Origin of the sequence: Halorubrum sp. Ea8 (assembly GCF_002252925.1) — an archaeon.
In the GTDB taxonomy this organism is placed as follows: Archaea; Halobacteriota; Halobacteria; order Halobacteriales; family Haloferacaceae; genus Halorubrum.
This window is the reverse complement of sequence record NZ_NHPF01000110.1, coordinates 30,655-44,565: the sequence shown is the minus strand read 5'-3', so window position 1 is coordinate 44,565 and position 13,911 is coordinate 30,655. Positions and strand designations below refer to the sequence as shown.

Annotated in this window: 11 protein-coding genes and 1 pseudogene; 6 read left to right on the top strand and 6 right to left on the bottom strand. The window is 72.5% G+C overall.

What is annotated here, in order from left to right:
* On the top strand, positions 1–878 hold an 878-nt coding region (locus tag DJ74_RS13585), incomplete at its 5' end, for a helix-hairpin-helix domain-containing protein (RefSeq protein WP_254922176.1).
* Between the two features lie 89 nt (positions 879–967).
* Here the strand turns inward: DJ74_RS13585 and DJ74_RS19700 are convergent.
* The 4 genes from DJ74_RS19700 to DJ74_RS13570 form a co-directional block, all read right to left on the bottom strand.
* Positions 968–1,090, bottom strand: coding sequence for a hypothetical protein (locus tag DJ74_RS19700; RefSeq protein ID WP_254922175.1), 123 nt, complete (start codon positions 1,088–1,090; stop codon positions 968–970).
* A 277-nt stretch (positions 1,091–1,367) separates the two neighbouring features.
* Positions 1,368–2,570, bottom strand: a complete 1,203-nt coding sequence (locus tag DJ74_RS13580; RefSeq protein WP_094527583.1) for an ABC transporter ATP-binding protein — start codon at positions 2,568–2,570, stop codon at positions 1,368–1,370.
* On the bottom strand, positions 2,551–4,392 hold the full coding sequence (locus DJ74_RS13575; protein ID WP_176451353.1) for an iron ABC transporter permease: 1,842 nt from the start codon (positions 4,390–4,392) through the stop codon (positions 2,551–2,553). Before DJ74_RS13575 ends, DJ74_RS13580 begins: the two co-directional genes overlap by 20 nt.
* A 7-nt stretch (positions 4,393–4,399) precedes the next feature.
* Complete coding sequence (locus DJ74_RS13570) at positions 4,400–5,737, bottom strand: thiamine ABC transporter substrate binding subunit (protein ID WP_094527581.1); 1,338 nt, start codon at positions 5,735–5,737, stop codon at positions 4,400–4,402.
* A gap of 147 nt (positions 5,738–5,884) precedes the next feature.
* On the opposite strand from DJ74_RS13570, the gene DJ74_RS13565 reads away from it, so the two are divergent.
* Positions 5,885–6,706: a hypothetical protein gene (locus tag DJ74_RS13565; RefSeq protein WP_094527580.1), complete on the top strand. Its 822-nt coding sequence runs from the start codon at positions 5,885–5,887 to the stop codon at positions 6,704–6,706.
* A gap of 135 nt (positions 6,707–6,841) precedes the next feature.
* On the top strand, positions 6,842–7,582 hold the full coding sequence (gene hisA, locus DJ74_RS13560) for a 1-(5-phosphoribosyl)-5-[(5-phosphoribosylamino)methylideneamino]imidazole-4-carboxamide isomerase (RefSeq protein WP_094527579.1): 741 nt from the start codon (positions 6,842–6,844) through the stop codon (positions 7,580–7,582).
* 72 nt (positions 7,583–7,654) lie between these two features.
* On the opposite strand, the gene DJ74_RS13555 is transcribed toward hisA, so the two are convergent.
* The gene (locus tag DJ74_RS13555; RefSeq protein WP_094527578.1) at positions 7,655–8,500 is read right to left on the bottom strand and encodes a universal stress protein; all 846 of its coding nucleotides are present in this window, start codon (positions 8,498–8,500) and stop codon (positions 7,655–7,657) included.
* A gap of 1 nt (position 8,501) precedes the next feature.
* Positions 8,502–9,955 (bottom strand): annotated as a pseudogene (locus DJ74_RS13550) (APC family permease).
* Positions 9,956–10,063: 108 nt separating this feature from the next.
* On the opposite strand from DJ74_RS13550, the gene hisB reads away from it, so the two are divergent.
* The 3 genes from hisB to cgi121 all read left to right on the top strand — a co-directional run bounded on the left by hisB (position 10,064) and on the right by cgi121 (position 13,819).
* Complete coding sequence (gene hisB / locus DJ74_RS13545; RefSeq protein WP_094527577.1) at positions 10,064–10,660, top strand: imidazoleglycerol-phosphate dehydratase HisB; 597 nt, start codon at positions 10,064–10,066, stop codon at positions 10,658–10,660.
* A gap of 94 nt (positions 10,661–10,754) precedes the next feature.
* Positions 10,755–13,232 carry an ATP-dependent DNA helicase gene (locus tag DJ74_RS13540; RefSeq protein WP_094527576.1) on the top strand — a complete coding sequence of 826 codons (2,478 nt, stop codon included), beginning with the start codon at positions 10,755–10,757 and terminating at the stop codon, positions 13,230–13,232.
* Complete coding sequence (gene cgi121 / locus DJ74_RS13535; RefSeq protein ID WP_094527575.1) at positions 13,229–13,819, top strand: KEOPS complex subunit Cgi121; 591 nt, start codon at positions 13,229–13,231, stop codon at positions 13,817–13,819. The genes DJ74_RS13540 and cgi121 overlap by 4 nt, the downstream gene beginning before the upstream one ends.
* Positions 13,820–13,911 lie beyond the last annotated feature (92 nt).

Here is a 13,911-nt window from a genome sequence, read left to right as displayed (position 1 = left end):
CCGGCGCCAACACCCCCGCCGCGGTGCTGTCCGCGTTCCTGACGCAGTACTACGCGGAGCGCGAGTTCCCGGACGCGGTCCTCCTGGCCGAGCGCCCGTCCGACCCGGACGTGGTCGACTGGCTGGAGGCCGAGGGGGTCTCGGTCCGGGTGCCCGGCGCGGGCCGAGAGGCGAAGCTCGTCGAGCTCGCGCTGAAGAACGCCCGGAAGCGCGGCGGCGGCGACGACCCCGTCGGCGCGCTCGGCGAGCGGCTCGGGGTCGACCGCCCCGCCCGGATCGAGGGGTTCGACGTGAGCCACGCGCAGGGGACCGCGGTGGTCGGCTCCGACGTCTGCTTCGTCGACGGGAGCGCCGAGACCGCCGACTACCGCCGGAAGAAGCTCACCGACCGCAACGACGACTACGCGAACATGCGCGAGCTGATCCGGTGGCGCGCCGAGCGCGCGATCGAGGGCCGAGACGACCGCCCCGACCCCGACCTGCTCCTCGTCGACGGCGGCGAGGGCCAACTCGGCGCCGCCCGCGACGCGCTCGCGGAGACGGGCTGGGACGTGCCCGCGGTCGCGCTCGCGAAGGCCGAGGAGCTGGTCGTCACCCCGACCGGGACCCGGCGCTGGGACGACGACGCCCCGGAGCTCCACCTGCTCCAGCGCGTGCGCGACGAGGCGCACCGCTTCGCCGTCTCTTACCACCAGACCGTCCGCGACGAGGTGAAGACGGTCCTCGACGACGTGCCCGGCGTCGGGCCCGAGACCCGCCGCCGGCTCCTCCGGCGGTTCGGATCGGTCGAGAGCGTGCGCGAGGCGTCCGCCGCCGACCTCACGGACGTCGACGGCATCGGTGAGGCGACGGCCGAGACGCTCCGCGAGCGCCTCTGAAAAACGGTGCGGCGGGCGCGCGCTTCGCGTCGAAGCCGCTCGATTCCTCTACGACTTGCGACCGCTATCGGAAACGGAGGCGCGAAAAATCAGGAGCGGAGCCACGCCAGCAGGCGGGTCGCCGGACTGGTCGCCGCCTCGAGATCCTCGGGTCGCGGGTTGTCTTTCAGCCGTTCGGGGCCTCGTTCGAGATTCGACGTACTATTTCTCATTGTGCTGGAAAATTATGGCCGTATATGGAAAAGATTCTCGAAATCCTGACGTATTCTCTCAAAAAATACGTTATATATCGATTTAATCATCACCATCTTTGCTGGTCAGACGTGCGGTAGACGGAGCCCAGCGGAGACGGAGCCCAGCGGAGACGGAGCCGGGGCGTGTGACCGCTACGGGGCCCGTCTCGGCGTCGACGAGCGTCTACTCGGCGCGGCTGGCGAACCTAGTCATCGGCGGAGGGGTCCGACGAAGCCGTTCGTCGGCGATCCCTCGTCACGCCCCGTCGATCAGGTGGGCGTCCTCGGGGTCGAAGCCGACGACGACCTCCCCGGAGAGGGGGTCTCGCGTCCGGAGGACGAGGTCGCGACCGCCCCAGTCGAGGGTCACCCGAGTCGTCTCGCCGAGGAACTCCGCGCTGGCGACCGTCGTCCGAATCCGGTTCTCGCCGCCGTCTATCCGGAGGTACTCCGGACGGACGCAGAAGGCGAGACGGTCGCCGACGGCGACGTCGGCGGCGCCGTCGAGCGCGACGCGGAGCGTCTCGCCCCCGGCATCGACGGCGGCGATGCGGGTGACTCCATCGCTCGTCTCGTTTCCGTTGCTCGTCTCGTCTCCGTCCTCCCCGGTGACTCGGTCCTCGACGTCGACGACCCGCCCCGCGAACACGTTGTTGTCGCCGACGAACTCGGCGACGAACCGGGTCGCCGGCTCGCGGTACACCGTCCGCGGGGGCGCGACCTGCTCGGGCGTCCCGCCGCGCATCACCGCGACGCGGTCGGAGATCGCCAGCGCCTCCTCCTGGTCGTGGGTGACGTAGACGGTCGTAATCGAGAGCTCGGACTGGATCCGCCGGACCTGCACCCGGAGCCGCTCGCGGAGCTGCGCGTCGAGCGCGCTCATCGGCTCGTCTAAGAGGAGGAGGTCCGGGCCGGGCGCGAGCGCCCGCGCCATCGCGACGCGCTGCTGTTGGCCCCCGGAGAGGCTCTCCGGCTCGCGGTCGGCGGCGTCCGGGAGGTCGACCAGTTCGAGCAGCTCCGCGACGCGCTCGTCGCGGGTGACCCCCTCGGGCGGGTCGGCGAAGTTGAGCCCGTATCCGACGTTCTCGCCGACGGTCATGTGCGGGAACAGCGCGTAGTTCTGGAAGACGACCCCCACGTCGCGGTCCTCGGGCGGCACCCCGGCGACCGACTCGCCGAAGAAGCGGACGGTCCCCGCGGTCGGCTCCTCGAACCCCGCGATCAGCCGGAGGCTCGTCGTCTTCCCGCAGCCGGAGGGGCCGACCAGCGTGAAGAACTCCCCCTCGCGCACCCGGAGGCTCACGTCGTCGACGGCGGCCGTGTCGCCGTAGCGCTTCGTCACGCCGTCGAGTTCGACCGCGGGCGGGGCGTCGACGGACGCGGCGGCAGGCGGGGCATCGGCGGGCTCGGCGGACGCGGCGGCGTCGGTTGCCGCCTCCTCAAAGTCCACGGTGCTCACCTCCGAGTCGCTCGATCACGACGAAGCTGAGCCCGGTGACGACGAGGAGGACGACGCCCATCGCGGTCGCCGGTCCGAGCCGACGCCCGATGAACCGCTCGATCGCGACCGGCATCGTGTACGCGTCCGCGCCGGTCGCGAGCACCACCGTCGCCGTGAACTCGCCGATCGAGACCGCGAACGCGAACGCCGCGCCGGCGACCACCCCGGGCCAGACGAGCGGGAGCTCCACGTCGCGGATCACCCGCGCCCGCGACGCGCCGAGCGCCCGCGCCGACTCGATCAGCGAGCGGTCCAACCCCTCCAGCCCGGGCGCGACCGTCCGGACGACGAAGGGGTAGCCGGCGACCGCGTGCGCGACGACGATGGCGACGGCGCCGGTCGCCGCGATCCGCCACCCGGCGACCTCGACGCCGAAGACGAGTCCCCGGAGGAGCCCGAGGCCGACGACGATTCCGGAGACGGCGAGCGGGGCCATCGCGGCCGCGTCGACCAGCTTCCGCCCGCGGTACCGCCGCGTCGTCAGCACGGCGACGACGACCCCCATCGGGAGGGCCATCAGCGTCGCCGCCGACGCGAACGCGAGCGAGTTGCGGATCGCGGGCCACGGCCGCACCTGAAACGCCGCGCCCGTCCGCTGGCGGTCGACGAGGAACCGGTAGTGCTCCAGCGTGAGCGCGCCGTCGCCCCCCGTGACGCTCGCGAGGACCATCGAGCCGATCGGGGCGAGGAAGAGCACCGCCGCGACGACCGCGTAGGCGGCGAGGCCGACGCGGGGCAGGACCTCCCGCGCGGACGGCGCCGCGGGGAGCAGGGGTCTGCGCGGGAGCGGCCGGGCGCCCCGCGCGTTGACCGTGTTGCGCGCCTCGTAGCGGAGGTACGCGAGCAGCACGCCGAGCGAGATGACCAGTTCCACGATCGCCAGCGCGGCCGCCTCGGCGTAGCTCAGATCGCGGACGAGTCGGTAGACGAACACCTCGACGGTCGCCAGCTGGAAGCCGCCGAGCGCGAGCACGATGGGGAAGGTGCCGAACGTGAACACGAAGGTGAGCGCCGCGCCCGTCAGGACCGCCGGGTACACCTGCGGCGCGACCACGTCGCGGAACGCCCGGGCGGGCCCCGCGCCGAGGCTCCGAGCGGTCTCGACCGCGCGCGCGTCGACCGACTCCCACGCGGCGGTCGTCACCCGGGCGACGAGCGGCGCGTTGTAGAAGGCGTGGGCGATCACGATCGCCTGCAGCGAGAACATGAGGTCGACGGGCGGGAGCCCGAGCGCCGACAGGACGGCGTTCAGGGTCCCGTTGGTGCCGAACGTGGCGACGAAGCCGACCGCCACCATGATCGAGGGGAGGACGAACGGGACGATCGTCAGCGACCGGAGCGTCCGGCGGCCGGGGAACTCGAAGCGCGCGAGCAGGAACGCCGCGGGGAGCCCCAGCGCGACGCTGGCGACCGTCGACAGGGCGGCCTGGTACGCGGTGAAGCCGACGATCCCGAGCCGGCGGTCCGGTCCGAGGAGCGCGCGGGCGACCGCGATCGGGGACTCGCCCGCGAACAGCCGGGCGAGCTCGCCGAAATAGAAGGGGTCGCGCACCAGCTCGGCGAACACCGCGAGCGTGGCGACGCCGTCGACGACGACCGCCTCGATCAGGACCGTCCCGACCGGGTAGTAGAAGGCGACGACGAGCGTGAGGCTCGTCACGACCGCGAGCGCGGTCAGCAGGCGCCCTTCGAGCCGGTCGCGGAGCGACCGGACGCGACGGCGACTCGGGCCGGCGTCGGGGGTCGAGGCCTCTCCGGCGCCGCTGCGGCGGTCGGTCACGCCGGTCTCAGTTCCCGGCGTACTGTCGCTCCCAGGCGTCGATCCACTCACTGACCGAGCCTTGGAGCTCGTCGTACGTGAACGTCACCGGTTCGGCCGGCTCCTGGGCGAGCTCGGCGTAGTCGTCCGGGAGCGTCGCGGTGTCGGTCGCGGGGAAGGCGACGTTGCGCTGGGCGATCTGCCCCTGCACGTCCGGCTCCAGCATGAACGACATGAACTCGCGGGCGAGCGCCGGCTCGTCGGCGTCGGCGAAGACGGCCATCCCCTCGGGGGTCGCGTACGCCTGATCGTTCAAAAAGCGGATCTGGTGTTCCTCCAGGTTCGCTCCCTCCATGTCAGCGAACACCTGGTCGGTCGAGTAGGAGACGACGATCGGCGCCTCGCCGTTGCTCCAGGCGGTGTACGCGTCGTCCCACGAGCCGAGCACGCGGACGTCGTTCGCTTGGAGGTCCGCCCAGTAGTCGAGGTAGTCGTAGTCGGGGTCGCCGTCGCCGCCCTCGACCGCCTCGTCGTCGCCGTCGCTCGCGACGCCGCCGTCGCCGAAGCGGTGGATCGTGTGCAGCAGGAACGAGCGCCCCGTCGAGGAGCCGCCGGGGTTCTGCGCGATGAGCGCCCCGCTGTGCTCGTCGGCGAGCAGCCCGTCGAACGTCTCCGGGGCCTCGACCGCCGTGCCGTCGTAGACGAGGCTCACGTAGCCGGTGTCGAAGGGAACGGCCCGGTCGAACGGGTCGAAGAGGAGCCCGTCGCGGACGTCGCCGAACCCGCCCACCTCGCCCCGCTCGGCGAACAGCCCGTCGCCGAGCTGGTCGTCGACGCGAACGAGGTCCTCGGTCGTGAGACCGACGTAGAGGTCGGCGTCGATGGAGACGCCCGAGGCGGCGCGCTCGACGTAGTAGTTCAGCTCGTTGTCGGGCGTCGCCCACTCCAGCTCGGCGTCGACGCGCGACTCGAACTCCTCTTTGAGCCACTCTCCCGGGCTCACCGAGGGGGCGTCGATGAAACTGGTGTAGGTCGCGACCGTCAGCGTGGGGGTCTCCTCGTCGCCGCCCTCGCCGTCCGATCCGTCGTCGCCGTCGGTCTCGTTCGAGCCGTCCGAGCCGTCCGCCCCGTCGCTCGAGCCGCCGTCGCCCCCGTCGTCGCCCGTCTGCTGCGCGCTACAGCCGGCAAGCGCCAGGGCGCCCGCGGCGCCCCCGAGCGCCAGGAACCGGCGGCGGGTCGGCCGGTCCGTCCCCCGCCGCGTCCGCGACGCGCTCGGTTCGCCGCTGGCGACCGCGTCCCCGTCGCTGACCGCGCCCTCGTCGGTGACCGCGTCCGGACCGGTGGCCGCGTCCGTGTCGTCTGCCATTACTCGGTAGTCACACTCGGTGGTTATAAGGGATCCGTGTCGGTGGCGGGCGGTCGCCGGGGCCGGCGACCGCCTCCCTCGGTCCGGCGGTATCTGTTCCGATATTCTCGGCGATACCGATTTATCGGGGCGCGCCTCCGGATCCGTATGAACGACTCGTCCGGAGGCGACCCGAGCGGACGCACGCGCCGTCGACTCCTCGCCGCGGGGGCGAGCGCCACGGCGCTCGGTCTCGCGGGCTGTCTCGGCGCTCGGGAGGGCCCGGTCCCGGAGCCGACCGTGACGAACGAGCGGATCGACGACGGCTGGCGGCTCCTCGACGAGTCGGAGAGCGCGGTCTTCGAGCGGACGTACGGCCCGGCGACCGTGCGCGCGCTCGAACGAACGCTGATCTACGAGTACGTCTCCGTCGCCGAGGCGCTCGACGAGACGTTCGACGCGAGCGGGTCACCGGTGGTCTTCTTCGCGACCCGGATCGACCTTCGGCCCGCCCTCGACGGACTGCCGGCGGGCGTCGGTAGAGGCCGGCTGATGGCGGAAGTGGAGACGGCCGCGGTCGACGCGTTCCGCGCGCGGCTCCGGAGCGCCGGGACGGACGGCCTCGAAGAGGTCGACGAGGGGACCACCACCGTCGTCGTCGGCCACACCGCGACGGCGTGGCGCTTCGCGGGCGAGTTCGCGCTCGACGGGGAGGCGCCCCTCCCGGACGGCTCGACGACCGCGGTCGACGAGGCCGTCGGCGTCACGGCGCGGCTCGCGGTCTGGCACGACGGCACCGACGTCCTCGTGGCCGGCGGCGCGTTCCCCTCCGAGGCGGTCACGGCGGTGATCGGCGACGCCGTCCCCGGGTCGCTCGACGGCGAGACCGTCGTCGAATCGATCGCGGACGCGGAGGCGGCGGCGGCGCTCGCGACCGACCCGGCCGCGTTCGACGAGGAGGTCTCCGTGCTGATCGTCTCGGTGGAGTGAGGCGCGCCGGCGGTCTGAAGCGCGCGGCCGCCGGCGCGACCCTCGCGCCTCGACGGTACCTTCCCCCGTCGCGCCTTGAGGCCCCTCGCCGCCCGAACCGACTCGTTTAATCCGCGCCCGCGACTCCCGACGGGTATGAGCGGTTTCCCCGAGTTCGAGGTGATCCCGGCGGTCGACGTCCAGGACGGCGAGGTGGTCCAGCTGGTCGGCGGCGAGCGCGGCACGGGCAAGCGGTACGGCGACCCGGTCGAGGCCGCCGACCGCTGGATCGAGGCGGGCGCGGAAACGCTCCACCTCGTCGACCTCGACGGCGCGTTCGAGGGCGAGCGCGTCAACGCCGACGCGATCGAGTCGGTCGTCCGGAGCGTCCCGGACGCGGTCGGCCTCCAGTTGGGCGGCGGCATCCGCACGGCGGAGGGCGCGCGCGAGCTCCTGGATATGGGTCTCGACCGCGTCATCCTCGGGACCGCGGCGGTCGAGACGCCCGAGATCGTCGCCGAGATCGACGAGAGCCACCCGGGAAGCGTCGTCGTCAGCCTCGACGCGAAGGGCGGCGAGGTCGTCGTGAGCGGCTGGACCGAGGGGACCGGCCTCGACCCCGCCGAGGCCGCGACGCGCTACGAGGAGCTCGGCGCGGGCGCGATCCTGTTCACGAACGTCGACGTCGAGGGACAGCTAGCGGGGATCGACCGCGAGGCGGTCGAAAGCGTCGTCGACGCGGTCGACGTCCCGGTGATCGCCTCCGGCGGCGTGGCGACCGTCGAGGACGCGGCGGCGCTGAAAGGGGCCGGCGCGGCCGCGGTCGTGGTCGGGACCGCGCTGTACGAGGGGCGGTTCACGCTGCGGGAGGCGCAGGCGGCCGCGGACGACGCCTGATCGGGGCCCTCGACCGAGACGAGGCCTGACCGGAGCCCCGGCCGGGACGACGCCCCTCCCCTCACGGCCCGACTACTCCTCCGGACGCTCGCGCTGGACGACCAGCACCGGCCCGAGGAAGCGCTCGGCCACCTGCTCCGACGGCATCCCGAAGACGAACGTCGTGACCGACGGGTCCGTCTCGCCCATCACGACCGCGTCGTGCGACTCGGCCCGGCCCGCGATGGCGTCGAGCGGGGCGTCCGCGTCTTCGACGAGCGTCTCGATCCGGTCGGCCGCGACGCCGCGCTCGACGAGGTCGGCCCGTACCCCGTTCAGGAACGACTCCCCGTCGTCGGGGGACTCGCCCTCGTTGAGGGCGTGATACAGCGTTACGTCGACGCCCGCGTCGGCGAACAGCCCGGCGACGAGCCGGGTGTTCCGCCCGACGCCGACCGTCCCGCGGAGCGCGACGAGCACCGAGTCGACGCGCTCCGCGCTGTTCGGGACCAGCACCGCGAGACACTCGTACTCGTAGATGAGCCGGTCGATCGTGGTCGCCTCGTCGTGAGTGAACACGAGCCGGGTCTCGACGTCGGCGCCGGCCGCGGCGAGCGAGTCGGCGAACTCGCCGAGCTTCGACATCGCCTTCTCGCCGAACTGCTCCCGCGCCTGCTCGGTCGCCGTCTGCTCGGGGATGACGTGATACCCGAGCAGCACGACGCGGGCGTTCGCGAGCAGCTCCGGGACACCGTTCGGGAGCGATTCGCCCTCGAGCAGTTTCAGGGGAACCAGCACCGACGGCCGACCGACGTCGGTCGGCGCGTCCGGCTCCGGCTGCTCTCCGGTCGGCGTTTCAGGCCCCGGCTGTTCTCCGGTCGCCTGTCGGTCCCCGGTCTCGGTCTGTTCCTCGCCGTCCTCGGTGGGTGTGTCGGTCATCTCAGAAGTCTCCTTTGAGTTCGACGTCCGTCGCGTAGTATCGGTACCAGCCGTACGCCGCGATCATGATCGCGGCGCCGACGCCGATCGACGCCGGCTGCATGAACGCGATGAGCGCGAAGCTCGCGAGCCCGCCGACGCCGGCGACGGCGAACCCGGCCGGACAGCGGAACGCCGGGTCGTACCACGACGGCCGTTCCCGCCGGAGCTGGATCAGCGCGACGCAGATCAGCCCGTACATCACGAGGTGGAGGAACGAGGCGACCTCCGCGAGCAGCGCCACCTGCCCCGTCGCGGCCAGGACGACGATCGGACCGCCGGCGAGCCCGAGGGCGACGTGGGGGGTGCCGTACGCGAGGTTGAGCCGGCTCGCCGTCTCGGGGATGATTTCGTCGCGGCTCACCGCGTACACCGCGCGGGAGGCGCTGAGGATCGAGGCGTTCGCGCTGGAGAAGGTCGCCAACAGCCCGGCGACGACGATCGCCAGCGCCCCCGGGAGCCCGACGAACGACCGCGCGACCTCGACCATCGCGGTCTCTCCGAACTCGCCGAGGCGGGCGCTGCCGAACGCGCTCGTCGCGACGAAGATCGTGACGACGTAGAAGACGCCGACGAGGAGCACGGAGCCGANNTCGGCTCCGTGATGTCGCCCGCGACGGTCGCGACCTGCGCGAAGCCGAGGTAGGAGGTGAAGACGAGTGCCGCCGTCTGGAGCACCGGCAGCGTCCCGCCGGGCGGGAAGAAGCGCTCCGGGACGCGCTCGGCGCCGAACACGCCGAGCGCGTCGAGCGAGCCGTAGCTCAAGAAGAGCGTGAGGATGACCAACAGCAGGATCACGATCCCGTTCTGGAGCGCCGCGGTGTTCTCGGTCCCGAAGAGGCTGAGGACGGTGAGACCGACGCCGAACGCGACGCCGAGGGGGACCGCGGGGTCGATCGGGAGCGCGATCCCGGCTTCGAGGAACACCTGTCCCGCGTAGCTGCCGAGCCCGACGAGGTAGAACGCGGCGGCGAACACGAGGCCGAGCCAGAGCCCGAGCCCGACGACCGCGCCGGCGGCGGTCCCCAGTCCGCGCGAGATGAAGAAGTAGCCGCCCCCGCTGCGCGGCATCGCCGTGGCGAGCTCCGACGCCGGCAGCGCGACGAGGAGCGCGATGACCGCTCCGATCGCGAACGAGAGCGACGCCGCCGGACCGGCGTTCTCGGCCGCCAGCCCCGGGAAGACGAAGATCCCCGCGCCGATCATCGTTCCCACGCCGATCGCGAGCCCGCCCACGAGGCCGATGGTCCGTTCGAGCTCCCCTTCCCCGGTGTCGGCGTCGACGACGGCGGCGAGCGTGTCTGGGACCTCGACGCCGGCGCGCGAGGGGCCGGAGCCGTCGGTCGGTCCGGACGCGTCGGGAGGGCCAGCGGCGGCGGACGGGCCGGACGAGTCGGGGGGGTCTGAACTGTCCATGCCGTGCCGAGACGATTCACTGGCGTGACAAATATCCACCGCCGGTCGGGTGCCGTCGGCCGTCCGCCCACCCGCAACCGACTTACGAATCCGCCGCGACGGGCCGGTATGAGCGATCACGACCGGACGGCCGCCGTCACCCGCGAGACGAGCGAGACGACGATCGAGCTCACCCTCGCGATCGACGGCGACGGCGACAGCGAGATCGACACCGGGATCGGCTTCTACGACCACATGCTGGCGTCGTTCGCCAAACACGGCCTCTTCGACCTCACCGTCAGGTGCGACGGGGACACCGAGATCGACGACCACCACACGGTCGAGGACGTGGCGATCTGCCTCGGCGAGGCGTTCGACGAGGCGCTCGGCGAGAAGCGCGGCATCCGGCGGTACGCCGACCGACGGGTCCCCCTCGACGAGGCGGTCGCGAGCGTCGTCGTCGACGTGGCCGGGCGCCCGTACTACGAGTTCGACGGGGCGTTCTCGCAGGCGTCGATCGGCGGGTTCACCAGCGTCATGGCCGACCACTTCGCGCTGTCGCTGGCGCACAACGCCAGCCTGACGCTCCACGCCGCGGTGGAGCGGGGAGACAACGCCCACCACGAGGTTGAGGCGCTGTTCAAGTCCCTCGCACGGGCGCTCGACGACGCGACGCGGCTCGACGAGCGCCGCAGCGACACGCCGAGCACGAAGGGCGAGCTGTAGCGGAAGCGGCGGGTCGGCCGTGAGGAGACGAGCGCGGCCCCCGCCACCGGGCCGTTCCGACGGTTTAAATCGGGTCGGGACCCACCCTCCACCAATGCAACCGAGTTCGCTCTCCGGGCTCCCCGCGGGCGTCGGCGAGGCGCTCGAATCGGAGGGCGTCGCCGAGCTGTACCCGCCGCAGGCGGCCGCCGTCGAGGCCGGCGTCGTCGACGGCGAGAGCCTCGTCGCCGCGGTCCCGACGGCCTCCGGGAAGACACTGATCGCCGAGCTCGCCATGCTGTCGGCGATCGAGCGCGGCGGCAAGGCGCTGTACATCGTCCCGCTGCGCGCGCTCGCCAGCGAGAAGAAGACCGAGTTCGAGCGCTGGGAGGACCACGGCGTCACGGTCGGCGTCTCCACCGGCAACTACGAGTCCGACGGCGAGTGGCTCGCCACGCGGGACGTCATCGTCGCCACCTCGGAGAAGGTCGACTCGCTGATCCGCAACGGCGCCCCGTGGATCGACGACCTCACCTGCGTCGTGAGCGACGAGGTCCACCTCGTCGACGACCCGAACCGCGGCCCCACCCTCGAAGTGACCCTCGCGAAGCTCCGGAAGGTGAACCCCGGGCTCCAGACGGTCGCGCTCTCGGCGACCGTCGGCAACGCCGACGTCATCGCCGACTGGCTCGACGCCGGGCTGGTCGAGTCGGACTGGCGCCCGATCGACCTCCGGATGGGCGTCCACTTCGGTAACGCCGTCGACTTCGCCGACGGGAGCAAGCGGGAGGTCCCCGTCGAGCGCGGCGAGGACCAGACCGCCCGGCTCGTCGCCGACGCGCTCGACACCGAGGAGGACGGGCAGGGCGGCTCCTCGCTCGTCTTCGTCAACTCCCGGCGCAACGCCGAGTCGTCCGCCCGGAAGCTCACCGACGTCACCGGCCGGCGGCTCACCGACGACGAGCGCGACCGCCTCCGCGATCTCGCCGAGGAGATCCGCGGCGTCTCCGACACGGACACGTCGGAGGACCTCGCCGACGCGGTCGCGCAGGGGTCGGCGTTCCACCACGCGGGGCTCGCGAGCGAGCACCGGTCGCTCGTCGAGGACGCGTTCCGCGACCGCCTCATCAAGTGCATCTCCGCGACGCCGACGCTCGCCGCCGGCGTCAACACCCCCGCCCGCCGGGTGATCGTCCGCGACTGGCGCCGCTACGACGGGGAGTTCGGCGGGATGAAGCCGCTCGACGTGCTGGAGGTCCACCAGATGTGCGGGCGCGCGGGTCGGCCCGGACTCGACCCCTACGGCGAGGCGGTGCTGCTCGCGAACGACGCGGACACGAAGGAGGAGCTGTTCGAGCGGTACCTCTGGGCCGACCCCGAGCCGGTCCGGTCGAAGCTCGCCGCCGAGCCCGCGCTCCGGACCCACGTGCTCGCCACGGTCGCCTCCGGTTTCGCCTCCACCCGCGACGGGCTCCTCTCCTTCCTCGACAACACCCTCTACGCCACGCAGACCGACGACGAGGGGCGGCTCGGGGCCGTCACCGACACCGTGCTCGACTACCTCGCGGTGAACGACTTCATCGACCGCGATCGCGACGGCGGGAGCGAGGGCCTGAGTGCGACCGGAATCGGCCACACCGTCTCGCGGCTCTACCTCGATCCGATGAGCGCCGCGGAGATGATCGACGGGCTGCGGTCGGTCGGGGACGCGGGAGCCGCCGGTGTCGCTAGCGCGAGCGGCGACGACGGGGAGTTCGTCATGACGGCCGACGGCGACGGAGACGCCGACGAGCCCGGGTTCGGGACGTACGCGCGAGCCGGGGAGGACGGCGACGAGAGCGAGACGGCGGACGCCGCGGGCGACTCGGCCGACGGCGACGCCGACCCCGCCGCTCCCCAGGTCACCCCGCTCGGCCTCTACCACCTCGTCAGCCGCACGCCCGACATGTACGAGCTCTACCTGAAGTCGGGGGACAGAGAGACGTACACCGAGCTCTGCTACGAGCGCGAGGGCGAGTTCCTCGGCGACGTGCCCTCCGAGTACGAGGACGTGCGCTTCGAGGACTGGCTCGCGTCGCTGAAGACGGCCCGCCTCCTCGAGGACTGGGCGAACGAGGTCGACGAGGACCGCATCACGGAGCGGTACGGCGTCGGCCCGGGAGACATCCGCGGGAAGGTCGACACCGCCGAGTGGCTGCTGCGCGCGGCCGAGACCCTCGCGCGCGACGTCGAGGGGGTCGACGGCGACGTCGTCGTCGCGGTCCGCGAGGCCCGCAAGCGGATCGAGTACGGCGTCCGCGAGGAGCTGCTCGACTTAGCTGGGATCCGGAACGTCGGCCGGAAGCGCGCCCGCCGGCTGTACGAGGCCGGCGTCGAGACGCGCGCCGACCTCCGCGAGGCCGACAAGGCGGTCGTGCTCGGCGCGCTCCGCGGCCGCGAGCGCACCGCCGAGCGCATCCTCGAACACGCGGGGCGCGAGGACCCGTCGATGGACGACGTGCGCCCGGACAAGTCGGCCTCGGCGGCGGCGACCGCGGGCTCCGCGAGCGACGGGGACGGCGACGGGCAGGCGAGCCTGGGTGATTTCGAGTGAGCGACGGGACGGAAACGACCCCTGATACCGGGTCCGACGACGGCCGCCCCGACCCGTCGACCCCGCCGCACCGCCTCGTCCGCGGAACGGTCGCCATCGACGGCCTCGACGCCTTCCTCGCGCGCCTCGACGGAATCGCCGACGAGACCGGCGCGGTCGTGCAGGCGTTCGACGCCGACCTCGTCGTCTCCGACGCTCAACTCCGCGCCGCGGTCCGCCTCGCCGCCCGTGCGATCGCCCGCGGCGAGGCCGTCGCTCGCGACCCGGGCGTCGAGATCATGCTGTACGCGGCCGGCCGTCGACAGATCGACCGCGCGCTGGCGCTGGGCGTCTCCGAGGGCGAACAGCGCGCGGTCGTGCTGGTCGCCGACTTCGGCGGCGTCGACGGCGCGGACCGACCCGCCGCGGACCTCGACGCGGCCGAGCGAGCGGTCGAGCGGCTGACGGCTCCCCCCGCCGCCGCCGAGTTCGATCGGGAACGAGTGACGGAGTTTTACGGCGTCTCCGACCGCGAACTCGCGGCGACCGCCGGCGACCTGGCCGACGTCGTCCGCGAACGGGTGGCGCTGCTCGACGTCGAGAAGTGACCGGGAACGCGGGTGACCGATTCCCATACCCCTTCGCTTCCACTGGAAACCGCGGTACGTAGGAAGTGTTCGAGTCCAGACGAAGCGAGCGG